We start from the raw sequence: 21,990 nt of genomic DNA on the forward strand, positions 1-21,990 counted from the left end.
GCGTAACGTTCCCTCAAATGCGTAACGTTCCAGCGTTCAGCGGGCACTGGGACCGCATCGGGAAGCCTTAGAAGAGCAATTCGAGGGCTTCCGTGAGCGTGCTGACCTGCTTGACGGTGAAGCCGGCTGGGATACGCCCGGGGCCGTTGGGCGATTCCGGTACGACGGCGTGGGTGAACCCGAGGCGCTCGGCCTCCTGGATGCGACGCGAAATTCCCGGCACCGGACGCACCTCGCCGGCTAACCCCACCTCTCCGAAGGCGATCATGCGGGAGGGAAGCGCCTGGTTGGTCTTGGCGGAAGCAATGGCAAGGGCAACCGAGAGATCCGTTGCCGGTTCGCTCAGCTTTACGCCGCCGACTGTGGCCACATAGCTGTCATCCTTGTGCAGCTGCAGCGAAGCCCGGCGCTGCAGGACGGCAAGGAGCATGGAGACCCGGGAGCCGTCGAGACCGCTCGTGGCGCGCCGCGGCTGCGAAGTTGCCGATTCGGCGAGCAGCGCCTGAACCTCGGCCAGCAGTGGACGCCGGCCCTCGAGCGTGACGGTGATGCAGGTTCCCGCCACCGGCTCCTTGGTACGGGAGACAAACAGCCCGCTTGGATCCGCGAGTCCCACGATCCCGGTATCCGTCAGGTCGAAGCAACCCACCTCATCGGTGGGGCCATAACGGTTTTTGACCGCGCGCATCAGGCGGAGGCGTGAGTGCCGTTCACCCTCAAATTGGCACACCACATCCACAAGGTGCTCAAGCAGCCGCGGGCCTGCGATAGAGCCGTCCTTGGTGACGTGGCCGACCAGCAACGTGGTCATACCGCGGGTCTTGGCAGCGTTGATGAGCGACGCCGCCACCTCCCGCACCTGGGTGACACCTCCCGCACTGCCGTCCACGTCCGGACTGCTGAGCGTCTGTACCGAATCCACGATGAGCAAAGCGGGATCCACCTTCTCAACCTGGCCCAATGCCTGACTGAGGTCCGATTCCGCCGTAAGGTACAGCGTGTCCGCCAACGCGCCGATCCGTTCTGCCCGCAGTTTCACCTGTGCGGTTGATTCCTCACCGGTGACGTAGAGAACCGTGCGTCCCAGCCGGGCGACCCTCGCCGCGACGTCCAGCAGGAGCGTGGACTTGCCGACCCCGGGCTCACCGGCGACGAGGATGACCGCACCCGGAACCAATCCCCCGCCGAGCACCCTGTCGAGTTCGCCGATCTCGGTTGGGTGGTAGGACGCCGTGGTGGAATCCACCTCAGCGATCCGGAGGGCGGGGCGCGCAACGGTAGTGGCCGCCGTAGTACGCGCTACGCCTGCCGCGGCTGCCTCCTCGACCGTGCCCCACGCCTGGCACTCGCCGCACCGGCCCACCCACTTGGCGGTGGTCCAGCCGCACTCACCGCAGCGGTAGGCGGGGGATTGCGTGCGCGATCGCGCGGTCTTTGTAGCCATGGTTCAAACGTACCGGGTGCAACTGACAGTCCTGTCGAGGCTCAGCTGTTGCTACTCACAGTTTGGGCAGGTACCCGGCGGCGTCCTCGTGGGAGAGGCCGGTGGCTTCGAGGAGGTCGACGATGAGCGGCCGGTACAGAACCACCAGCCCCTCACCCTCGAGCCGCTTCACATTGAGGCGGGCGGGGTGCAGGACGGTGGCCACCGCGGCAAGATCCTCCCGCGCCCTGCGTAGGTGTTGATCGCGCTCCGCTGTGGAGGAGGAGTGCAGGGCAAGCGCGAGGACATCCACGGCATCGGCAGTTTCCTCGATCACCTGCGCCAGCGACTGCACGGCTTCGTCCGAGAGCGCCGCGTGATTGATCACCGAGGTCAGCCGCCGGGAGAACACCCGGCTATTTCGGATCGCGAGATCGATATAGCTGATCGAGCCGTGCAGCTCGCCCAGCTCGCCCCGGTGCCGCCGGTACGCCGGTGAAAGGCGCGCAACCTCCGTCGCCGCGCGCATGGAAGTCGAGAGCCCGTCCATCAGCGGCTGGCAGTTCCGTGCCCGGATCAGCGCGTGCCACGCCTGCGTGGGATCGCTGGCGGACAGCGCACGGGCGTTCTCACGCAGCACCGCGGAGAGCTCCCCGAGCAGCTTGCGGACATCGCCTTTGGGCTCGCGGCGCGGATCACGCGGCATCGCCATGGTGATCAGCAGTGCGAAAGCACCGCCGACGACGGCGTCCACACTTCGCGTGAACGGTCCTCCTTCCGGGGCCGGCAGGAGCACAACCAGGAGGGACTGCAGTGCCAGTTGGGTGGTGAAAATGGTCCCGCTGTCCAGGAAACGCGCCAGCAGGACGGACACAAAAAGAACGACGGCGGCCTGCCAGAGTCCTGTGCCCAGCAACGCCAGGAGCACATCGCCCACAGCGATACCGAGTGTGCATCCGAAACCGACTTCCAGCACCCGACGCAGCCGCGGATCCCGCGAAAACCCTAGTGCGATGAGCGAAGAGGTGGCAGCAAAAAGGGGCCCATCGTGGCCGAGTACCTGCTCTGCAAACGCATACGCCCCAACAGCGCCGACGGTGATCTGGATGGCCGGAAGCAAGGATGAGCGGCTGCGGCGCAGGCCTACGCGGGATCGGTTGCGCAGAAAGGAACGTGCGCGGTCCAGTCGCGAGCGCCGGGTCATACGCCTGACCCTACCGCCGGGAGCGGTCCATCAGGGTAAAGGTGGTGGACCTGCCCATAGTCCGCGTCCGGACGGCCGCGAGCGGCGCTGCAAGCAAGAGCGCCCCCGCCACCAGTTCCAGGAATTCCTCGAGGTGGTAGACCACCGCCAGCACTGCGGTCGGAGCACCGAGGCGAATGACTTCCCCCGCCACTAACTCGAGCCCGACGGCTGCAAACAACAGGGTCACTATTCCCAGCACGATCAGCCGGGTTGATGCTTCCGGCAGGTGCCGGGCGCTGACGGTCGCCAGTACGAGCACGACAACGGCGATGGGTATGCCGAACACCAGCCAGACGAACGTGAAGTCCGCGACGTCCACAAACTGCCCGGCAAGGGTGTCGAGGCGTTCATGCAGCCAGGTTCCCTCGTCGAGGCACAGGAGGAACACCATGCCGGCCAGAATCCACCAGGCGGTGGCCCCCTTGATTCTCTGATGTCTGGCGAGGACGGCGGCGAACAGGAGGGTTGTTGTTGCTGCGGCCAGCTGCACCACGGACCACCAGGTAGGAAAGTTGCCCTCATAGTTGACGTCGAAGTACACGCTGAAGAGAGTTTCACCTCTTGCCTGACCTGTCAGCAGCGGAGAGATCAGGCTGAATCCGACAACCAGGGCGTGCACCAGGCCGAGCCCTATGAGCAGGCGGCGCCACCGCAACGGGTGACCCGGACGCACAGCCGTGGCATCCTCGTGCTTCGCGTATCCGCCGTCAACGCTGCTGTCCGTGGTCATACCTCTAACGCTAACGGCTGGGCACTAGGACGAAGGTGACAGCTCAATAACTCATTCCGTCCAAAGCACAAGGGTTTGCAACCGGATCACGGCTAATGTCCCACCGGCGTTCATCTTCCGTTCATTTTGACCCGTCAATCTCGTTACCTGCGGTGCCTAGCGTGTGGTGAGTACCGAATCTCGTACAGACAACGCGGGTGTCATCTGAGCACCGACTGTTCAAACCCTGGAAGGGGCAATATTCACGTGAAGGCTCTTCGCTTTGGCCGCGCAGCGGCAGTTATTTCTGTGGCCGCCCTGGCCCTCACGGCGTGCGGTTCCGACGCCGCCGTCAACCCCGGTACTGAGGGTGATGCAAGCGCGGCTCCCGAAAGCACGGTTTCCGGAACCCTGACCGGTGCGGGTGCATCCTCCCAGAACGCGGCGATGACCGCCTGGAAGACCGGCTTCGAGGAGCTGAACCCCGAAGCAACCATTCAGTACTCCCCGGACGGCTCCGGTGCAGGCCGCGAGGCATTCCTTGCCGAAGGCGTGCAGTTCGCCGGCTCGGATGCGTACCTGGATGACGAGGAATACGAGGCGTCCAAGGAAATCTGCGGCCCCGATGGCGCCATTAACATCCCCGCCTACGTCTCTCCCATCGCCGTGGCGTTCAATCTCCCCGGAATCCAGGAACTGAACCTTGACGCGAACACGATCGCGTCAATCTTCGCCGGTGAGATCACCAACTGGAATGACGAGGTGATCGCTTCACAGAACGAGGGCGTTGAACTGCCGGACCTGCCGATCACCGTTGTTCACCGCGCAGATGATTCAGGTACCACCGAGAACTTCGTCGAGTACCTGGCTGCCGCGGCACCGGACGTATGGACTTACGAGGTTTCCGGCGACTGGCCTGCCGAAATCGTCGCTGAGAACGCCCAGGGCACCAACGGTGTCGTCTCCACCACCTCCTCCACGGAAGGCGCCATCACCTACACCGATGCCTCCGCCGTCGGAGACCTGGGACAGGCCCTCGTCAAGGTTGGCGAGGAATACGTGCCGCTCAGCGCCGAAGCAGCCTCCCGCGCAGTCGAAGTTGCAGAACCGGTCGAAGGACGCAGCGAGGTTGACATGTCGCTGGAACTGAAGCGCGACACCACCGAGTCCGGTGCCTACCCGATCGTGCTTGTCTCGTACCACATCTACTGCAGCGCGTACCAGGATCAGGAGACGGTGGACCTGGTCAAGGCTTTCGCGAGCTACGCAGTGAGCGAAGAGGGCCAGGCCACAGCTGAATCCTCTGCGGGCAACGCGCCCATCTCCGAGGCCCTGCGCGAGCAGGCAATGGAAGCGATTGATTCCATTCAGGTTGCCTCCTAACAGGTCAATGACGCCCTGCCAGGCCCAGAAGGCCCTGGCGGGGCTGTTGGCTGTCTGCGTCCCGGCAGGGTTGCAGGTACCTTGTAAGAGCGGGACAGTTGCGTGAGCACTGTTCCAGACGTCCCCGCGCAGCGCCGAAAGGTCCCCCCGTGTCCACGAATGCACTGAAACGAGCAGGCGGTGCAGGTCAATCCGGAGACAAGATTTTCTCCGGCGCGAGCCTGGCCGCAGGCTGCCTGATCCTGGCAGCGCTCTTTAGCGTCGCAGTCTTCCTGATCATTGAGGCTCTGCCGGTTTTCGGCGCCGAGCCATCGGAAATTACCGGCGGGGACGGCTTTTTCACCTACATCTTCCCGATCGTCATCGGAACCGTGATTGCCGCGGCCATCGCGCTGCTGATTGCCACACCGCTCGGCATCGGCGTTGCGCTGTTCATCTCGCACTACGCGCCCCGCCGGTTCGCGCAGGGGCTCGGCTATGTGATCGACCTGCTCGCGGCCATACCTTCGGTGGTCTACGGCGCATGGGGATACGCCGTCCTCGCTCCGCAATTGGCCATCGCCTATGACTGGCTGGCGCGCAACCTCGGTTGGATTCCGATTTTCGAAGGCCCCGCCAGCCAGACGGGACGCACCATGCTGACCGCCGGTATTGTGCTCGCTGTCATGGTCCTTCCGATCATCACCTCGCTCAGCCGGGAAATCTTCCTCCAGACGCCGAAGCTTCACGAGGAAGCGGCGCTCGCCATGGGAGCCACCCGCTGGGAGATGATCACCATGGCGGTCCTGCCCTTTGCCCGCCCGGGCATCATCAGCGCGGCGATGCTCGGCCTCGGCCGCGCGTTGGGTGAGACCATGGCCGTGGCGCTGGTGCTCTCCGGCGGTGCCTTGACAGCCAGCCTCATTCAGTCCGGCAACCAGACCATCGCGGCCGAGATCGCACTGAACTTCCCCGAAGCCTACGGGCTCCGGTTGGCCGAACTCATCGCCGCCGGCCTGGTCCTCTTCGTCATTACGCTTGCCGTCAACATCGTGGCGCGGTGGATCATCAGCCGTCACAAAGAATTTTCAGGGGCTAACTAATGGCCAACGCCACATTGACTCCGCGCCGCTCCCAGCTGACCAAGGGCAGGATGCCCTCCTACACGCTATGGGTGGTCCTGGCAGCGTCGATCGTCGTTGGCGCAGCACTGGCCGCGCTGGTCGGTTTCAGCCTGGTTCCCTTCGCCCTCTTCAGTGCGCTCATCTTCATCGGTGCGGGGACAGCTGTCACGGGCGTCGTCGAAGGCTCACGCAAGGCCCGCAACCGGTTCGCCATGTTCCTGATCTACGGGTCATTCCTCGTCGCACTCCTTCCGCTGCTCTCGGTTATCTGGACCGTTCTGGAGCGCGGCCTCCCGGGGCTGACCTACAACTTCCTGTTCACGTCCATGAACGGCGTCACCGGAGCCATTGACAACCAGGTTGTCGCAGAGGGAACACCGGTACTGGGAGGTGCGTACCACGCCATTGTCGGCACCCTGCAGATCACCCTGTGGGCAACGCTCATCTCCGTGCCGATCGGGCTCCTCTCCGCCGTCTACCTCGTGGAATACTCCACGGGCGGAAAGCTTGCCCGAGCCATCACGTTCTTCGTTGACGTAATGACGGGTATCCCGTCCATCGTGGCCGGTCTCTTCGCCGCTGCACTGTTCGGCCAGCTATTCGGGCCGGGCACGCGCACCGGCTTTGTTGCCGCCGTCGCGCTGTCTGTGCTGATGATCCCGGTTGTTGTGCGCTCCACGGAGGAAATGCTCAAAATTGTCCCGAATGAACTCCGTGAAGCGGCCTACGCGCTGGGCGTTCGCAAGTGGCGCACCATCACGCGTGTGGTTATTCCGACGGCGATCTCAGGTATCGCCTCCGGTGTCACCCTGGCCATCGCCCGGGTGATTGGCGAAACCGCTCCGATTCTGGTCACGGCAGGCTTTGCCAGCTCCATCAACTGGAACGTCTTCGGTGACTGGATGAGCACCCTGCCCACTTTTATCTACTACCAGATCCTCACGCCCACCTCACCGACGGCCACAGACCCCAGCACGCAGCGTGCCTGGGCGGCCGCGCTGGTGCTGATCATCATGGTCATGCTCCTGAACCTCGCGGCGCGCCTCATCGCCCGCCTCTTCGCTCCCAAGACCAGCCGCTGACCCGCCGGCACAACCCAGAAGGATCTCCATTGTCCAAGCGAATCGACGTCAAGGACCTCAACGTCTACTACAGCAAGTTCCTCGCTGTGGAAGACGTGAACATCAGCATCGACGCACGTTCCGTCACGGCCTTCATCGGCCCGTCGGGCTGCGGGAAGTCCACCTTCCTGCGCACCCTGAACCGCATGCACGAGGTCATTCCCGGTGCGCGGGTTGAGGGGGAAGTGCTGCTGGACGGTGACAACCTGTATGACTCCGCGGTGGACCCCGTGACGGTCCGCAGCCAGATCGGAATGGTCTTCCAGCGGCCCAACCCGTTCCCCACGATGTCCATCCGCGACAACGTGCTGGCCGGCGTCAAGCTGAACAACAAGCGGATCTCGAAGTCAGACGCGGACGCACTGGTGGAGAAGTCGCTGCGCGGCGCCAACCTCTGGAACGAGGTGAAGGACCGCCTCGGCCGTCCCGGATCCGGCCTGTCCGGCGGCCAGCAGCAGCGCCTGTGCATTGCGCGGGCCATCGCGGTTTCTCCCGAGGTCATCCTCATGGACGAGCCCTGCTCGGCGCTGGACCCCATCTCAACCCTCGCTATCGAGGACCTTATCAACGAGCTCAAGAGCGAGTACACCGTGGTCATCGTTACCCACAACATGCAGCAGGCAGCCCGCGTTTCGGACAAAACGGCGTTCTTCAACATCGCGGGCACCGGCAAGCCGGGAAAGCTGATCGAATACGGCGAGACCACCAACATCTTCAACATGCCCTCGGAGAAGGCAACCGAGGACTACGTCTCCGGCCGCTTCGGATAAGGACCTGCCTCAGCCTGCAATCTAGAGCAGCGGGCTCATCGCCAGGAAAAGGATGGCGGCGAGCAGCGCGGTGGCGGGCGCCGTCGTAATCCAGACCAGCAATACCGAGCGCACCACGCGTCCCCGAACCGTGGCGTAGCGCTGGTTGGCGCCGGCGCCCACAATTGCCGAGGTCATGGTATGCGTGCTGGAGAGCGGCATGTTCAGCGACAGTGCGCCGACAAAAAGCATGACGGCGCTGACCCCCTGGGCCGCCATCCCGCGGAGCGGGTCAATGCGTACCAGCCGGTTGGAAAGGGTGTGTGTAATGCGCCAGCCTCCAAGCAGTGATCCGCCCGCCAGCAGCACGGCGGCAAAGACTTGGACCCAGAGCGGAATATCGCTCCCGGAGTAGAGGCCGGCTCCCACCAGCGCCAGGACGATCACGGCCATGGTGCGCTGACCGTCCTGCAGCCCGTGGCCCAAGGCGAATGCGGCGGTCAGGACGGCCTGGGCCATCCGGTTCCCGTTGTTGACCTTGCGCGGGGAATTGTGACGCAGCAGCCACGTGGCAGGGAAGACAACCACGTAGGCGAGCAGGTAGGCAATCAGCGGCGACAGCAGCAGCGGCAGTCCGATCTCCAGGAGGAATACGCGGCCGGACGCGGCAATGGACTCCCCGCCGAGCACTGCCGCCGCCCCGCCGGCCCCTATCAGTCCGCCGATCAATGCATGCGTGGACGACGACGGCTTGCCTCGGTACCAGGTGAAGATACCCCAGGCGCACGCTGCCAGCAGGGCGGCGAGCAAAATGCCCAGACCGCTCTGCCCGGTGGGGAGGCTGATGCTGTTCCCGGTGAAGAGAGTCGCCACGCTGGCGCTCATGAGGGCACCGACGAGGTTGAACAGCGCAGCGAGCAGGACTGCCACAGTTGGAGTCAGTGCGCGGGTACGGACCGACGTGGCAATGGAGTTGGAGACGTCGTGGAACCCGTTGATGAAGGCGAATCCGCCAGCGAGGAGCACCACGGTGCCGAGGAGGAAGACCTCCACCTACGATTCCTTGACGAGGATCGCTCCGACGTGGGTTGCCACCTTGCGGATGTCCTTTGTGACGTCGACGAGCTGGTTGGCGACGTCACGGTGCCGCGCGTAGACCAGCGGCTTGTGGTCAGCGAGCAGCTCCGAGCACCAGATCCGGTGCGTGCGTTCGGCACGCTTGGCCAGTCGCAGGATCTCGATCCAGTAGTCCTCGAGGTCATCGAGGGAATTGAGCTGCCGCATCGCCTCGGCGGTCAGTTCCGCCTGCCGGGTGATCACCTCGAGCTGCTCGGTTGCGCGGCGGCTGAGTTTGGTCAGCTTGTAGAGGGCGATGAGCTCCGCAGCGCCGTCGAGCTTCTCCATGGCTTCGCTCAACAGACGCGACATGGAGTAGAGGTCTTCACGGGGGAGCGGGTTGATGAAGCTCGTGCGCATCGAGGTCAGCAGGGCAAAGTGCAGGTCCGTCGAGGTGCCTTCATACTGGTGCAGCTCTTCGGCCAGCTGATCATAGTCCTGGGGTGCGGCACCAAGGATGCCGGACATGCTGCGGACTCCGAGGACCAGTTGCTGGGCCATGCTGGAGAGCAGTTCAAGTCCTGCGTTTTCCTGGGGAAAGAGGCGGAGCTTCACAAGGATCACCTACGGTCGCACGGACGGTTGCCACCTAAGACTACCTGCGCCTCACTCAGGTGGCCGGCGCTGTGCGGCCGGCCCCCTGAGGGCACAAAAGTGGCGCCGAACCGGGAGCGCCTCTCGGCGGAAGGCCGCTCGAAGCGGCTAAATGTTGAAGCCCGGGGGTTCCACGGTCCGACACCAGTTTCAGTCTGCTACTGACCCGCGTGCATGTCAACGAGCACTGTCTACTCCGGCGCCGAATGGGTTGCGCTGGACTCCGGAGTCCACCAGGTCTTCGGCTCAACTACGGGGAATCGCCGTCCTGAAACTGTCTCCGGAATGATCCGGACAAACTGGTCTTTCCTGCCTCCCTGCCACGGAAAGAGGGGAAGCGAGAATGTCTCAAGGACGTCGTCGGGGAGTTTCACCAGTTCCGCCCCACCCCGGATGACGACGCTCCAGGCGACACCCGCTTCGGAGTCCACCCCGTCCGCTTCCAGCGCAACGCGGGCATCAGCCTGCACCGCTGCAAGCTTGGTTCCGGTTCCTGTCCGGAATACGAGCGTTCCGTGATCGGTGGTGTAGTTGACCGGAAAAATGTCAGGGCCGTCTTCGAGAGCGACGGCGAGCCGCCCCACTGAAACTGCCCTCAGGCAGTTCCAGCATTCACTGTCGGTCAAAACTTCGACTCCCGCAGCATTCGCTTCCATACGGCGATCCTAGACCGGGTTCGCGCGCCAGGACAGGGCCAGTGGCCGGGAGTGCACGGTGCTGCTAGTCCAGCTCGCCGCGGCGCCAGGAAGCGGCAGCGTGCTCCAGGTCCTCCGCAGTCTTGACCAGCTGGTGTGAACTGCGCGTGAGTTTGGTGGCGTGGGCGCCGTTGGAGGTATCGACGTCGTCCGCGTGGTTGGTTTGGCCGAGCGCCACTACCCGGCAGAAAGCGGCAAAGCGCTCAAGCGCTACGTCGAATTCGCCGTCGAACGCGCCGGAAAGAATGGTGTCCGCCATGTGCTGGACCTCGTCCGCGCCGGGGGGCTCGGCGACTCCCGCGACAACCTTCGAAACCTGGGCCACCTCCTTGCCGGCTTTGAAGAAGGCGGCGATTTTTTCCGGGTTCTGCTGGGTAGCGGCACGGAGCGCGTAGAGGCGCCAGAGTGCGCCGGGCAGGGAACGAGCAGGACTTTCCGCCCACAACTCGGCAATGGCTTCCAGCCCCTGCTGGTCAGCCAGTTGCACCAGGCGTTGCGTCACCACGGGGTCATCGGTCTCGCGGCCGTGGTGAACCAGTGCGTGCGCGGCAAGGTGGGCGGCTTCGGAAACCCGCGAGGGGTCTGCACCGCCGGCGAAAACCTCAAAATCTGCGGGCGCAAACGGCTTGGGTTTGTGGTGCCGAGGGCTGTTGTCTACATATTCGCCGTCCATGGGTCGAGAATACTCCTGCGCCTAATGGGGGGCTAGGCGCCAACCAAACCCGCGGGTTCGCTCCCACGGCACAGGGCATATCGGCCCAGGTTGCCTTATCGCCCGATCGGGTGCGATAAAGTAGACACGTTGTTCGGGCGTGCCCGGGTGACGTGGGCCTTTAGCTCAGTTGGTAGAGCATCGGACTTTTAATCCGTGGGTCGTGGGTTCGAGTCCCACAGGGCCCACCCGCGAGTACGAGGAGCGCGCCCCCGCCGAGGTATCGGTGAGGGCGCGCTTTTTCGTGGAAGGCCGATCCGCTTTCCAAGGTTGCTTTCAGGCAACAAGCATTGACTCCCGGGCACAGGAAGCCTGTACTGGAAGTGCAGATCCTTTCCATCGAGCGGCACGGGAAAGTGCCGGGAGGAACTCCGATGCCCGGCCTATTGGCGTTACCCGTTCAGACGGCGCTAGCCGTCGCCGTCATCGGAGCGCTCATTGCGCTGACCGCTTTCGCCGTCTCGCGCGGGCTGCTGACGGACAAGGACCGCGATGGCGTCTTCTGGTACGGCTTCACCGGCGGGTTCGCGTGCCTCAGCGCCATGCTGGGAGCCATGGTGCTCATCCCCGAGACAGCTGCGGTGACCGGGCTGGCAGGCATGCTCGGGATGGGGTTGGCGGGCGGCTGGGTCTGGCGCGGGGAGCAGGAGCGGGCTGTGCGCCGTCGTCGTCGATCCGTGGAAGAGGCGCGGTCAGCGTTGCGGGCACGCCATGAATCCGTGTTGCAGCGGTGGGTGAGCTATGAACTGGATCCCGCCGTCGCCATCGACTATCCGGACATGACGGACGTCAAGCGTCCCGAGACTGCCGGGTTGGTCCGCGCGATGCGGACCGCGGCGGTGCTGCGCGAGCAGGCAGATACTGACGACGACGGAGCTGCACCTGCTTATGAATCCGCGGTCAGCGAGCTGGAGACTGCCTTTGAAAAGGCCGAGCGTGCCGCAGGAGCCCGTTCGACCCCTCCCAGCCGGGACAGTTAGGCTGGACCGGTCACTGGGGGACCGGAGGGGAAGTCCATGGATTCAGCACGTGCACCGCGCCGCAGAACGGCCGCTATTGTCGTCGCGCTCGCGGTCGCCGCTGCCGGCTTGGCGGTGCCGTCAACGGCAACTGCTGCTCACAAACCGACCGGTGCTGCGCAGGGCCAGGGCAAGCAGGAAGTGCGCTTCGCCACCTACAACGCAAGCCTGAACCGGTCCGCCGAGGGTGAGCTCGTCGAGGACCTGTCGACCGGCCATGATGAGCAGGCGCGGCGCATCGCCGAAGTGATTCAGATCAACAACCCTGATGTGGTGCTGCTCAACGAATTCGATTTCGACGCAGACCACGCGGCGGCCGAACTTTTCCGGACCAACTACCTTGAGTTGAGCCAGAACGGTAAAGCCCCCGTCAGCTACCCCTACGTCTACACCGCCCCGTCCAACACCGGTGTTCCCAGCGGGATGGACCTGAACAATGACGGCACCGTAGGTGGGCCGGACGATGCATTCGGGTTCGGCCAGTTCGAGGGCCAGTACGGAATGGTTCTCTACTCCAGGTACCCCATCGACACCAGGAATGTCCGCACCTTCCAGAACTTCCTCTGGGCGGACATGCCGGGTGCGCTCCTGCCCGATGACCCGGCTACCGCCGGCGCCGCGGACTGGTTCACCGAGGACGAACTGGCGGCTGTCCGCCTGTCCAGCAAATCGCACTGGGACATTCCGGTGACCATCGGTGATTCGACAGTCCATGTTCTCGCCAGTCACCCCACGCCCCCGGTTTTCGACTCTGAGGAAGACCGCAACGGCAGACGGAACAGCGACGAGATCCGCTTTTGGGTGGACTATATCCGCGGCGGCGGCAACGCGCGCTACATCTACGACGACGACGGCGAACGCGGCGGACTGGACCGACGTGATGACTTCGTTGTGCTGGGAGACCTCAACAGCGACCCGGCTGATGGCGATTCCCGCCCTGGCTCGATCAGTTCGTTGCTCGAGCTGAAGGAACTCCAGGATCCGGAGCCGGCAGCGGAAGGCGCGGCTGAAGCGTCAGTCCTGCAGGGGCGGGTGAATCCTGAGCACCGCGGTAATCCGGCTTTGGACACGGCGGACTTCGAGGACGCTGAGGCGGGAAACCTCCGGGTGGATTATGTGCTGCCGTCCAAGTCTCTCAAGGTGCGCGGCGCCGGCATCTTCTGGCCGCGCGCAGGGGCTCCCGGCGCGGAGCTCACGGGGGTTTTCCCTTTCCCCACGAGCGACCACCGGTTGGTGTACGTCGATGTTGACGTCAAGAAGCGCTGACCAGACCGACTCAACAGGAACCGCCGCGAACCGCGGTCAGGCCGGTCACCCCTGTTGATTGGAGGTGAGGCGGCGCCGCCGGTCCCAGAAGACCGCGCTGAGTGCCCCTGCCGCCGTGAGCAGAATGCTGGCGCTGACAATGATGCCGCCCGCCGACTGGCTGATGATGAAGATCCATTGCGGGAACGGGCCGCTGACTGCGGTCTGATCAACCTGTAGAGGTGCAAACACCGCCCACAAGCCCAGGGCAAGCATGGCCGCCCCGAGCAGCCAGAGCACCAAAACAAACGGATTGAACCGCGGGTGCGCCGGTCCGGGGTCCGGCAAGACCGCTCCTGCCGGCATCACTTCAACAACGTTGGCGGGCTGCTCGGGTGAGGTTGCGGTGTGCGCCTCGGATACTGCCCGGCGCTGCTGCGGTGGTTCCTTCGGTGCGGGCCAGCGATCACCCTGGGTGGTCGATGATCCGCCGCCCCGCTGGTAGATGGAACTGTACCGATTGTCGATGTTCGGCGTATTTTCGCCCATTGTTCCTCCCTGACCCTTTGTTGGAAATCTACTCGTTCTGCTCCGTCGGGGTAAGTAGCCGCTGTCTGCGCGCCAAAATCCGGGACACCTCTGGCCAAGGCTCCGGGGGCTCGTGTAGGTTGAAGTGCATGGGAACAATAATTTTCGAGTAATTGTGCCGGTCGCGTGCCTGGCGCACTCGTCCAAACATCAACGAAACCATTCGAAAAGACCGTGTTGAGGCCTTCGTCTCCATGTTTGTTTCCACTCCTCCCCTGCATGAGTCCGGATCAGGGTCGCCCTGAACCGGCCAATCAGCGCAACAGGACCCCTACGGAACCGGCGGAGCGCCGGCGGACAGCAAGAGCCGCCGTCGTCGTCATTGCCGGTAGGTGAGTGGCCCAGCCGGTCAGAGCCACTGAAGGAGAGCCATGACCCAGCAAGACAATCAACAGCCGCTCAACGTCCATCTGACCGAAGATGCTGCAAAGAAACTGGTGGATGATCCGCGCGCGCGGGAAGCGTTGGCCCGGAAGAACCCCGCCTTCGGGGACCTGGACAGCGCGCACAGCACTGGGCGCAGGAACAAGTCAGTACACGCCAGTAACCGTCAGGGAAAGCGGGAGAAGAAGGTGCGCTGGTAGGGCGACAGCCCGCCTCGAGGCGCCACTGGAGAGATTAAAGTGAAACTGGCTCCGCGTTCTGCGTATGGGGGAATCGCAGAATGGGGAGCCAGCTCTCCAACTATACTTCACAGTAGGGGTCAGAAGTCCAGTCGAAATGTTCCTGAAGGGTGATGATGGCAGTCACAGCCAAAGCTTTCCAGCTGTGGCGTACCCAGATAGCACCTGAGGCAACGGTTTCCGACCTCTGCCGGAAGGCGGACATCAAGCGGTCCACACTGGCGCAGCAGCTGGTCCGTGGAAAAGTCTCAATAGAAACCGTCATCAGCATCGCCCGCGCCTACGGGATTCCGCCGGTTCAGGCGCTGAGTGTGTTTGACGGCTACCGGGACCTCGCGGAGGGAATCCTGCCGCCCACCGGCGAGGAATATCTCAGCCAGGTTTCCCCGATGGATCTGCTGCGGCTGATCCTTGGCCGCAGTGAGGAAACGGACTGGGTGGGCAGTCCGCTGAGTTTTCGGCTCGCGCCCCTGCCTCATCGCTACTCAGTGCGCTCGTGGTTCGATGCGGTCGACGGCGGTGAACTCCGCCAGGCGCTGACCACGCGCACCGGCATTGCTCCGCAAAACCTCTCGGCGCAACTCAGCGCCGGCCGGCTGAGTACCCAGTTGTGCGTTGAGGTGGCCAGGGTTTCCGGGGTTTCGCTCGCAAACGGCCTGGTTGTCACCGGGCTGCTCACACCGCAGGAAGGCAGCTGGGCAGATGACGGCCGTGAGCAGGTGCTGAGTTCCCTGCCTGATTCGAAACTCATCCTGATAGGGCGGGACCGGCTTGATGGACTGGGCAAGAGGCTTCGCAAGCAGGAGCAGGACAACACTCGTGACCAGACCTTATGGGAGAACCTCGGATGAGCGTCGGAACGTTTACCCAATGGCTGGCGCTGACACTGTGCGTTCTCTTCGCGGCTACGCGCCTCCCGGATGCTCTGCGGGGTAAAGGGCGGAGCATCTTCGCGGTGCTGGTTCTGCTGTGTGTTGCGGTAGGCCTCAGCCTGGCGCCGATTTATCTTTTTGTTGACGGCCTGCTCGGCGGGGACAACATCGCGAACCTGCTCATCCGGTTCTGCCTGTATGCCATCATGCTGCTCCTGGGGCTGCGGGTCGCGGCCGCGTTCAGTTCTGAGCGGGCGTTGAGGCTCATCAGCGGGCCACTGGGTGCCGCCGTACTGGGCCTCACGGTTCTGGCTACGGTGATTCTGTTCGGGCTCAGTGACCTTCCCGAACCCTCAACGGGGCTGCGGGAATATGCGGACCAACCCACCGTGCACTGGTACGGCCACCTGGGGCGAATCTACCCGGCGTATGTCGGCGCATGCCTACTGGTCCCGGCGATCACAAGTGCACGGGACACCTCGGCGAGGGGTCTTCACCGTGTTGCTGCGGCCTTTATGGCGGCCGGATTTGCGATGGTGCTGGTCCACACTGCGCTCTACTTCACCGGACTTGAGATGGGGGCGGCGGACCTTATTCTGCCGTTCGGCGCGATTGTCCTCGTCACCAGCGGCCTCACCATGATCTGGCTGTCCCGCCGGCGTTCGGTACGCAACCGCTCCGCCAATTTCCTGGCCAATGAACACCGGCGCGACTGATCCACGGTTAGTCTTTTCGCCGGATTATTTCGACCAATATCGCGAACTCTGTTCACGTTTTCATCCTGGTGTGTCAAAATTATGATTATGTAACTCCCGGTGTCCGTGGGGGGTCAACGGGTTACACAGCAATAGGTGCGTCCATTAGAACGGGTGGACGCACCTATTTCGTTTCCAGGCCGGGCTGCCGCCGCCGGAAAAGCCTGCTGTCAGGCGTCGTGATCGGTTTCGAGGATACGGACCAGCGAGTCCAGGGCGTCCCCGGCGCCGTCGTCCTCGGAGCGGAGCACAACAACGTCACCGTGCTCGGCGCCCAGGCTCATCAGCGACAGGATGCTTGATGCGTCCATGGCCTCGTCCGCCGGGCTTCCCTCCAGGGCGATAGTGATGTCAGCCGATTGTTCCCCCGCCGCTTCGGCGAAGATGGCGGCAGGACGGGCGTGGAGCCCAACCCGGCTGGCTACGGTTGCTTTGCGTTCGATCATGATCTTCCTTCCGTTTGCTGTTGTGCGAGCCTACAGGCCCAGGGTTGTGAGGATCGGCAAACCGGCACGTACCGCTGTGCGTGCCTCGATCGCAGTGGGTGCAGCCAGGGCCTGTTGTGCCAGTCCCTGTGCGTCGGTGAGGGACACTGAACCAATCACGGCAGCCACGGCGGCAAGTGCGCGCGAACTCATGGACAGCGACGTGACGCCCAGACCCACCAGCACGACGGCGAGGGCCGGATCTGCGGCCGCCTCACCGCACACTCCGACCGACTTTCCGTTGTCACCGTTGGGTTCCCCGCTGGAACGTTTACCGCCACGCGCCGTCTCGGCACCGGCCACCGTCTGCCGGATCAGCTGGAGGACAGCCGGCTGCCAGGGGTCGTTCAGGGCGGCCAGCGGCCCGAGTTGGCGGTCCGCTGCCATGACGTACTGCGTCAGGTCATTGGTTCCGATCGACGCGAAGTTCACGCGCTGCAGGATTGCTCCTGCGGTCAGCGCTGCAGACGGAACCTCAACCATGACGCCGGGCACCTTCAATCCCGCTGCCGCACAGGATTCAGCGAAGTGCTGGGCCTCCTCCGCTGTGGAAATCATGGGTGCCATGACCCAGACGTCCGTTGTTGCGCCGTCGGCTGCTTCGCTGATTGCCTTCAGCTGGCGGTCCAGCACACCGGGCGTCGAAAGCTCGGTGCGGTAGCCGCGAACACCGAGCGCGGGGTTGGGTTCGGAGGCATCGGTAAGGAAGGGCAGGGGCTTGTCTGCGCCGGCATCAAGAGTGCGGATCACTACCTTGCAGGCAGGGAACGCGTCGAACACCTCACGGTATGCCGCGGATTGCTCCTCGACCGTCGGCTCGGTATCGCGGTTGAGGAAGCAGAACTCGGTGCGCAGTAGTCCTACGCCTTCAGCTCCAGCATCGGCCGCCTTGCGGGCGTCAGCACCCGATCCCACATTGGCGAGCAGCGGGATCCGGTGCCCGTCCGTCGTCGTGCAGGTTCCGCTGTAGCTACCGAGCGAACGTGCCTGCTCCGCCCAGATGGCCGCTGCCGTCCGTTCTGCATCGCCCGGGCCGGAGAGCACGGTTCCGGCGGCGCCGTCGACAAACACCTCAGTGCCGTCGTCGATAGTCTCAACGCCGCGGGCGGCGACGACGGCGGGCAGCCCCAGCGCGCGGGCCAGGATGGCCGTGTGTGACTGCGGACCCCCGGAGCTGGTGATCAGGGCGATCACAAGCTCCGGGTTGAGCGTGGCGGTATCCGCAGGGGCGAGGTCCTCCGCCGCAAGGACGAACGGATGGTCGGCTGTCGGGATACCGGGCGCCTGCAGCCCGCGCAACTCGGCGACAATCCGGGAGCGGACGTCCAGGACGTCCTGGGTGCGCTCGGCCATATAACCGCCGAGGCCCCTCAGCATGTCCGCCACCTGGGAGCCGGCTTCCCACACCGAGCGCTCGGCAGAGGTTCCGGCAACAATGAGGGCGTTCGCGGACTTCAGAAGCATGGGGTCCGCGGCCATCATGGCAGTTGCCTCAAGGACCGCCCTCGAGTCACCGGTTGCGGCGTCGGCGCGTTGCTGAAGTTCGGCCTGCACGTTTTTCGCGGCAGCCTTCAGCCTGGCCGTTTCCTCATCAACCGTGGTGTTGGACCATTTCTCCCGGGCGGACGGTTCAGCTACCGGGCGCGGCATCTGCCGCACCGGTCCAACGATCCTGCCGGGGCTTACCCCTACGCCGGTGAAGGTGCTCAATGGTCCAACTCCTCAGTCAGGGACTATGCGGCAACCGACTCGGAGGCGGCGGCCGGGGCCGGCTTGCGCACGGCGAACCGCTTCAGGGCCACCACGGCAAGGGCCGAGATGACCATGCCCACGAGAATCGATAGAACAAACATAACGACATTACCGATTGCGAAGAATACAAAGATTCCGCCGTGCGGTGCCTGGGAGGTGACTCCGGTACCCATGATCATCGCGCCGGTGACCGCGGATCCCAGCAGGCCTGCGGGAATGACGCGCAGCGGATCAGCGGCAGCGAACGGAATGGCGCCTTCCGAGATGAACGCGGAGCCGAGGAGCCATGCAGCCTTTCCGTTCTCGCGCTCTGCGAGGGAGAAGCGGCGGCGGTCGATCACGGTGGCCAAGGCCATTGCCAGCGGCGGGACCATACCGGCGGCCATGACGGCCGCCATGATCTGCCACGGAGCCTGGTTGTCGATGGCTCCAGCGCCGAGGCCGGCGACTGCGAAGGCGTAGGCAACCTTGTTGATGGGACCGCCGAGGTCAATTGCCATCATGAGCCCGAGGATGATGCCAAGCAGAACCGCACCGGTGCCGGTCAAACCCGACAACCAATCGTTGAGCGCAACGGTCAGGGCGGCAATCGGACCACCCAGGATAAGGATCATGAGGCCGGAGGCCACAATCGACGCCACCAGCGGGATGATCACTACCGGCATCAGGCCGCGCAGCCAGCGGGGAACTGCCAGCTTACCGATCTTCATGGCGACGTAGCCGGCCAGGAGACCGCCGACAATCGCACCCAGGAAACCCGCGCCCATGAAGCCGGCAACAGCACCGGCAACGAAGCCCGGGGCAATGCCGGGACGGTCAGCGAGTGCGTAGGCAATGTAGCCCGCCAGGGCTGGGACCAGGAAGCCCATCGACAGGGAACCGATCTTGAAGAACACCGCCCCGAGGTATGCGCCGAGAGCGCCCTGGGCTGTCTCGGGGAACTCGGAAGGGAGGTTCCAGAGGCTGTTGTTGACCACCATGTCATCAGCGAATCCGGTGATGTCATACCCGCCGAGGAGGAAGCCCAGGGCAATGAGGAGCCCGCCGCCTGCAACGAACGGGATCATGTAGCTGACGCCCGTAAGAAGCGCGCGCTTCAACTGGCCGCCGACACCTTCACGAGGGCCGTCGTCGTCGGACCCAGGCATGGAGGAATCGGCAACTCGGCGGGCATTGGGGTTATCTGCCGCGGCGATGGCTTCCTCGACCATGACTCCCGGCTCGTCGATGCCGCGCTTGACCGGCGCATTGATGACCGGCTTGCCGGCGAACCGGTGCTTGTCCCGGACGTCGACATCGACGGCGAAAATTACTGCATCCGCTGCAGCGATCACTGACGGGTCGAGGGGAGTGGATGCTGAGGAGCCCTGCGTCTCGACCTGCAGGTCAATGCCACGCTCCTTGGCCGCGGCGACGAGTGAGTCGGCTGCCATGTAGGTGTGGGCAATACCTGTGGGGCATGCGGTCACGGCGACCAGTCGCTTGGTCCGGGCTGCGTCCGGCGGCGTTGTGGTTCCCGGGTCCGCGGACTCAGGCTTCACGGCAGTAGCGCCGCCTTCCTTCCTGGCAGGAGCGGCTTCGAGGGCTTCCTCCACCAGAGCCACGACCTCCTGCTCGGTGGATGCGGAGCGCAACGCGGCGGTGAAGTCCTTCTTGATCAGGGAGCGGGCGAGCTTCGACAGCAGCTTGAGGTGTTGCTGGTCGGCGCCTTCCGGAGCCGCTATGAAGAACACCAGGTCTGCCGGACCGTCTTTGGCGCCGAAGTCCACCTTCGGCTCAAGGCGTGCCATCGCCAGGGTCGGTTCAAGAACGGCAGTGGACCGGCAGTGCGGAATGGCGATGCCGCCGGGGATGCCGGTGGCTGTCTTTTCCTCGCGGGCCAGAGCATCGGCGAAAAGCCCTTCCACCTGGTCGGCGCGGCCCTGCGCCACCACCAGTTCGGCGAGCCGGCGAATGACGCCGGCGCGGTCAGTGCCCAGCGACGTGTCGAGAACGACAAGTTCGGGCGTAATCATTGCGGACATGGGAGTTCCTTTGGAGGTTATAAGTGGTTGGGGGAAGCATGGGTTGAAGCGAGCACCCGGACCGTAACCGCGTCCGGTGTGGTTTGGTGCAGGGCCGGCACTGTTGAACCCGGTAGGGATGCAGCAGCCGAGCCGTGAGCCACCGCCTGGCGCAGGCAGTCGGGGGCACTGGCGCCGCGGGTTTGCGCCAGGAGGTAGCCGGCAAGCGCGGAGTCTCCGGCGCCGACGGTGGAGATTGCTGTGATGGGTGGATGCTGTGCGTGCCACGCGCCGTCGGCGGTAACCAAAAGAGCGCCCTTGGAACCGAGGGTTGCAAGGACCGAACGGACGCCGCGGGCGAGCAGCCGGGTAGCTGCTTCGACCGCGAGGTCCTGCTGGTCCTCGAGGCTGTCTCCAACTCCAAGGCCGGTGAGCTGGGAGAGTTCCTCGGCGTTCGGCTTGAGGAGGTCCGGAGCGGCGTTGTTCTCGATCGCCGCTATGAGCGCTGCTTCGGACGCATCCAGAGCGATCAGTGGAGCGCGGTCGCCGTGGCGGTTCCTTACCGCGCGAACGACTTCAGCGTAATAATCCGGGGCAAGGCCCGGCGGAAGGGACCCTGCAAGGACCAGCCAGCGGGCGTCGTCGGACAGTTCCACCACCAGGTCAATAAGGGCGTCAGCTTCCCGCTGGTTCAGTGCCGGACCGGGCTCGTTGATTTTGGTGGTGGTGCCATCCGGCTCCGTCAGCGTGACATTGCTGCGAAGTGCTGCCGCGATGGGCAGATTGCGGTAGGGGACACCGGCGGAGTGGAGACCGGTGAGTACCGGATCATCCTCGTGGCCGGGAAGGATTGCCAGCGCCTCGGCGCCGCCGGCGGACAGGGCCCGGCAGACGTTGACTCCCTTGCCGCCCGACTCCTGGCGGTTGGCCGTTGCACGCTGCACCGCACCGCGGGCCAGGGGGGCGGCGAGCTCAATGGTGCGGTCCAGGCTGGGATTGGCTGTGAGCGTGATGATCATGCGATGACCAGCTCGACGTCCGCCTCGGCGAGGGCGCGGGTGAAACCGGTGTCCGGCTGGGCGTCGGTGACCAGGGCGTCTATGTCGCCAAGTTCGGCGAAGCTGACGAGCGTCTCTGTGTTCAATTTCGACGCGTCCGCCAGTACGACGACGCGGCGAGCGGATCTAACGATTGCTGCCTTCACAGAGGCCTCCTCCGGGTCAGGAGTGCTGAGCCCGAATTCCGGGTGCACTCCATTGGTTCCGATGAAAACGACGTCCGGGCGGAAGCCGCTGTAGCGCGCAACAGTGCCGCTGCCGACGCAGGCACTGGTCAGGCCGCGGACCCGGCCACCGATGAATTCCAGTTGGAGTGATGAGCCGATCAGGGTGGAGGCTACCGGTACGGAGTGGGTGATGACGAGGAGCTGGTTCCCAGCTTCCTGCGCAAGGAGTGCAGCGAGGCTGCTTGTGGTGGTTCCGCCGTCCAGCACAATCGAACCTTCGGTCGGAACCATTGTCAGCGCGGCTTTGGCGATGCGCGCTTTCTCTGCCTGGTTGCGGCCTTCACGGCTTGTGAGACTCAGCTCAGTGGTGCTTGCGCTGGCGGCGGGAACGGCACCGCCGTGTACCCGACGCAGGAGCCCGTCCTTCTCCAGCAGTGCGAGATCGCGCCGGACAGTCTCCTTGGTGATGTTGAATCGCGATGCCAGCTGGGCCACAGTTACCCGGCCCTCGGACATAACCAGCGCTGCGATCCTGTTATAGCGTTCCTCGGCGAACACCGTTCCTCCTCGCT

At 64.3% G+C, this 21,990-nt stretch carries 22 protein-coding genes and 1 tRNA gene; 10 read left to right on the plus strand and 13 right to left on the minus strand.

Annotated elements, in window-relative coordinates:
• Nucleotides 1-67 precede the first annotated feature (67 nt).
• From radA to AC1MBU_RS02725, 3 genes are read right to left on the minus strand one after another with little or no spacing between them, the layout of a single operon-like run.
• A complete protein-coding gene (gene radA / locus AC1MBU_RS02715) occupies nucleotides 68-1,444 on the minus strand; it encodes a DNA repair protein RadA (RefSeq protein WP_277358798.1) in 1,377 nt (458 codons plus the stop codon).
• Nucleotides 1,445-1,499: 55 nt separating this feature from the next.
• Nucleotides 1,500-2,627, minus strand: a complete 1,128-nt coding sequence (locus AC1MBU_RS02720) for an FUSC family protein (protein ID WP_277358797.1) — start codon at nucleotides 2,625-2,627, stop codon at nucleotides 1,500-1,502.
• A gap of 10 nt (nucleotides 2,628-2,637) precedes the next feature.
• On the minus strand, nucleotides 2,638-3,399 hold the full coding sequence (locus tag AC1MBU_RS02725; RefSeq protein WP_346027829.1) for a hypothetical protein: 762 nt from the start codon (nucleotides 3,397-3,399) through the stop codon (nucleotides 2,638-2,640).
• Between the two features lie 246 nt (nucleotides 3,400-3,645).
• Between AC1MBU_RS02725 and pstS the strand changes: the two genes are divergently transcribed.
• The 4 genes from pstS to pstB all read left to right on the plus strand — a co-directional run bounded on the left by pstS (nucleotide 3,646) and on the right by pstB (nucleotide 7,755).
• Nucleotides 3,646-4,761, plus strand: coding sequence for a phosphate ABC transporter substrate-binding protein PstS (pstS, locus tag AC1MBU_RS02730; RefSeq protein ID WP_277358795.1), 1,116 nt, complete (start codon nucleotides 3,646-3,648; stop codon nucleotides 4,759-4,761).
• Between the two features lie 149 nt (nucleotides 4,762-4,910).
• Nucleotides 4,911-5,843 carry a phosphate ABC transporter permease subunit PstC gene (gene pstC, locus AC1MBU_RS02735; RefSeq protein ID WP_277358794.1) on the plus strand — a complete coding sequence of 311 codons (933 nt, stop codon included), beginning with the start codon at nucleotides 4,911-4,913 and terminating at the stop codon, nucleotides 5,841-5,843.
• Nucleotides 5,843-6,946 (plus strand): phosphate ABC transporter permease PstA, encoded by a 1,104-nt coding sequence (gene pstA, locus AC1MBU_RS02740; protein ID WP_277358793.1) that lies wholly within the window; start codon nucleotides 5,843-5,845, stop codon nucleotides 6,944-6,946. The genes pstC and pstA overlap by 1 nt, the downstream gene beginning before the upstream one ends.
• 29 nt (nucleotides 6,947-6,975) lie before the next feature.
• A complete protein-coding gene (gene pstB / locus AC1MBU_RS02745; RefSeq protein ID WP_056545807.1) occupies nucleotides 6,976-7,755 on the plus strand; it encodes a phosphate ABC transporter ATP-binding protein PstB in 780 nt (259 codons plus the stop codon).
• Nucleotides 7,756-7,776: 21 nt separating this feature from the next.
• On the opposite strand, the gene AC1MBU_RS02750 is transcribed toward pstB, so the two are convergent.
• The 4 genes from AC1MBU_RS02750 to AC1MBU_RS02765 all read right to left on the minus strand — a co-directional run bounded on the left by AC1MBU_RS02750 (nucleotide 7,777) and on the right by AC1MBU_RS02765 (nucleotide 10,812).
• Nucleotides 7,777-8,787 carry an inorganic phosphate transporter gene (locus AC1MBU_RS02750; protein WP_277358792.1) on the minus strand — a complete coding sequence of 337 codons (1,011 nt, stop codon included), beginning with the start codon at nucleotides 8,785-8,787 and terminating at the stop codon, nucleotides 7,777-7,779.
• The gene (locus tag AC1MBU_RS02755; protein ID WP_204533535.1) at nucleotides 8,788-9,405 is read right to left on the minus strand and encodes a DUF47 domain-containing protein; all 618 of its coding nucleotides are present in this window, start codon (nucleotides 9,403-9,405) and stop codon (nucleotides 8,788-8,790) included.
• A 230-nt stretch (nucleotides 9,406-9,635) separates the two neighbouring features.
• Nucleotides 9,636-10,100, minus strand: coding sequence for a pyridoxamine 5'-phosphate oxidase family protein (locus AC1MBU_RS02760; RefSeq protein ID WP_277358791.1), 465 nt, complete (start codon nucleotides 10,098-10,100; stop codon nucleotides 9,636-9,638).
• A 64-nt stretch (nucleotides 10,101-10,164) separates the two neighbouring features.
• Nucleotides 10,165-10,812 carry a hypothetical protein gene (locus AC1MBU_RS02765; RefSeq protein WP_277358790.1) on the minus strand — a complete coding sequence of 216 codons (648 nt, stop codon included), beginning with the start codon at nucleotides 10,810-10,812 and terminating at the stop codon, nucleotides 10,165-10,167.
• Between the two features lie 154 nt (nucleotides 10,813-10,966).
• Here AC1MBU_RS02765 and AC1MBU_RS02770 point away from each other — a divergent pair.
• The 3 genes from AC1MBU_RS02770 (at nucleotide 10,967) to AC1MBU_RS02780 (ending at nucleotide 13,136) form a co-directional block, all read left to right on the plus strand.
• Nucleotides 10,967-11,039 (plus strand) — tRNA-Lys (locus AC1MBU_RS02770).
• Between the two features lie 135 nt (nucleotides 11,040-11,174).
• Complete coding sequence (locus AC1MBU_RS02775; protein WP_479788404.1) at nucleotides 11,175-11,831, plus strand: hypothetical protein; 657 nt, start codon at nucleotides 11,175-11,177, stop codon at nucleotides 11,829-11,831.
• Nucleotides 11,832-11,867: 36 nt separating this feature from the next.
• Nucleotides 11,868-13,136 carry an endonuclease/exonuclease/phosphatase family protein gene (locus tag AC1MBU_RS02780; protein ID WP_479788406.1) on the plus strand — a complete coding sequence of 423 codons (1,269 nt, stop codon included), beginning with the start codon at nucleotides 11,868-11,870 and terminating at the stop codon, nucleotides 13,134-13,136.
• A 45-nt stretch (nucleotides 13,137-13,181) separates the two neighbouring features.
• Here the strand turns inward: AC1MBU_RS02780 and AC1MBU_RS02785 are convergent, their stop codons facing one another.
• Nucleotides 13,182-13,664, minus strand: coding sequence for a tetraspanin family protein (locus tag AC1MBU_RS02785; protein WP_277358787.1), 483 nt, complete (start codon nucleotides 13,662-13,664; stop codon nucleotides 13,182-13,184).
• Nucleotides 13,665-14,074: 410 nt separating this feature from the next.
• Between AC1MBU_RS02785 and AC1MBU_RS02790 the strand changes: the two genes are divergently transcribed.
• The 3 genes from AC1MBU_RS02790 to AC1MBU_RS02800 all read left to right on the plus strand — a co-directional run bounded on the left by AC1MBU_RS02790 (nucleotide 14,075) and on the right by AC1MBU_RS02800 (nucleotide 15,914).
• A complete protein-coding gene (locus AC1MBU_RS02790; RefSeq protein WP_056545819.1) occupies nucleotides 14,075-14,287 on the plus strand; it encodes a hypothetical protein in 213 nt (70 codons plus the stop codon).
• A 155-nt stretch (nucleotides 14,288-14,442) separates the two neighbouring features.
• On the plus strand, nucleotides 14,443-15,177 hold the full coding sequence (locus AC1MBU_RS02795; RefSeq protein ID WP_479788408.1) for a hypothetical protein: 735 nt from the start codon (nucleotides 14,443-14,445) through the stop codon (nucleotides 15,175-15,177).
• Nucleotides 15,174-15,914: a hypothetical protein gene (locus AC1MBU_RS02800; RefSeq protein WP_479788410.1), complete on the plus strand. Its 741-nt coding sequence runs from the start codon at nucleotides 15,174-15,176 to the stop codon at nucleotides 15,912-15,914. The genes AC1MBU_RS02795 and AC1MBU_RS02800 overlap by 4 nt, the downstream gene beginning before the upstream one ends.
• A 209-nt stretch (nucleotides 15,915-16,123) precedes the next feature.
• Here AC1MBU_RS02800 and AC1MBU_RS02805 read toward each other — a convergent pair whose 3' ends face one another.
• From AC1MBU_RS02805 to AC1MBU_RS02825, 5 genes are read right to left on the minus strand one after another with little or no spacing between them, the layout of a single operon-like run.
• The gene (locus tag AC1MBU_RS02805; RefSeq protein ID WP_056545823.1) at nucleotides 16,124-16,399 is read right to left on the minus strand and encodes an HPr family phosphocarrier protein; all 276 of its coding nucleotides are present in this window, start codon (nucleotides 16,397-16,399) and stop codon (nucleotides 16,124-16,126) included.
• 30 nt (nucleotides 16,400-16,429) lie between these two features.
• Entirely contained in the window at nucleotides 16,430-18,148 is a 1,719-nt protein-coding gene (ptsP, locus tag AC1MBU_RS02810; RefSeq protein WP_479788412.1) for a phosphoenolpyruvate--protein phosphotransferase, read from the minus strand.
• A gap of 23 nt (nucleotides 18,149-18,171) precedes the next feature.
• Nucleotides 18,172-20,214 (minus strand): PTS fructose transporter subunit IIABC, encoded by a 2,043-nt coding sequence (locus tag AC1MBU_RS02815; protein ID WP_479788414.1) that lies wholly within the window; start codon nucleotides 20,212-20,214, stop codon nucleotides 18,172-18,174.
• Nucleotides 20,215-20,231: 17 nt separating this feature from the next.
• Entirely contained in the window at nucleotides 20,232-21,212 is a 981-nt protein-coding gene (locus AC1MBU_RS02820; protein ID WP_479788416.1) for a 1-phosphofructokinase family hexose kinase, read from the minus strand.
• Nucleotides 21,209-21,976: a DeoR/GlpR family DNA-binding transcription regulator gene (locus AC1MBU_RS02825; RefSeq protein ID WP_277358802.1), complete on the minus strand. Its 768-nt coding sequence runs from the start codon at nucleotides 21,974-21,976 to the stop codon at nucleotides 21,209-21,211. Before AC1MBU_RS02825 ends, AC1MBU_RS02820 begins: the two co-directional genes overlap by 4 nt.
• Between the last annotated feature and the right edge of the window lie 14 nt (nucleotides 21,977-21,990).

The sequence above is a fragment of the Arthrobacter sp. PTI12 genome (genome assembly GCF_056679915.1).

What these genes read in the sequence shown, in the direction of transcription:
- radA (WP_277358798.1), bottom strand. Translation starts at nt 1,444, where the DNA reads ATGGCTACAAAGACCGCGCGATCGCGCACGCAATCCCCCGCCTACCGC.
- AC1MBU_RS02720 (WP_277358797.1), bottom strand. Translation starts at nt 2,627, where the DNA reads ATGACCCGGCGCTCGCGACTGGACCGCGCACGTTCCTTTCTGCGCAAC.
- AC1MBU_RS02725 (WP_346027829.1), bottom strand. Translation starts at nt 3,399, where the DNA reads ATGACCACGGACAGCAGCGTTGACGGCGGATACGCGAAGCACGAGGAT.
- pstA (WP_277358793.1), top strand. Translation starts at nt 5,843, where the DNA reads ATGGCCAACGCCACATTGACTCCGCGCCGCTCCCAGCTGACCAAGGGC.
- AC1MBU_RS02760 (WP_277358791.1), bottom strand. Translation starts at nt 10,100, where the DNA reads ATGGAAGCGAATGCTGCGGGAGTCGAAGTTTTGACCGACAGTGAATGC.
- AC1MBU_RS02765 (WP_277358790.1), bottom strand. Translation starts at nt 10,812, where the DNA reads ATGGACGGCGAATATGTAGACAACAGCCCTCGGCACCACAAACCCAAG.
- AC1MBU_RS02780 (WP_479788406.1), top strand. Translation starts at nt 11,868, where the DNA reads ATGGATTCAGCACGTGCACCGCGCCGCAGAACGGCCGCTATTGTCGTC.
- AC1MBU_RS02785 (WP_277358787.1), bottom strand. Translation starts at nt 13,664, where the DNA reads ATGGGCGAAAATACGCCGAACATCGACAATCGGTACAGTTCCATCTAC.
- AC1MBU_RS02790 (WP_056545819.1), top strand. Translation starts at nt 14,075, where the DNA reads ATGACCCAGCAAGACAATCAACAGCCGCTCAACGTCCATCTGACCGAA.
- AC1MBU_RS02795 (WP_479788408.1), top strand. Translation starts at nt 14,443, where the DNA reads ATGGCAGTCACAGCCAAAGCTTTCCAGCTGTGGCGTACCCAGATAGCA.
- AC1MBU_RS02800 (WP_479788410.1), top strand. Translation starts at nt 15,174, where the DNA reads ATGAGCGTCGGAACGTTTACCCAATGGCTGGCGCTGACACTGTGCGTT.
- AC1MBU_RS02805 (WP_056545823.1), bottom strand. Translation starts at nt 16,399, where the DNA reads ATGATCGAACGCAAAGCAACCGTAGCCAGCCGGGTTGGGCTCCACGCC.
- AC1MBU_RS02815 (WP_479788414.1), bottom strand. Translation starts at nt 20,214, where the DNA reads ATGTCCGCAATGATTACGCCCGAACTTGTCGTTCTCGACACGTCGCTG.
- AC1MBU_RS02820 (WP_479788416.1), bottom strand. Translation starts at nt 21,212, where the DNA reads ATGATCATCACGCTCACAGCCAATCCCAGCCTGGACCGCACCATTGAG.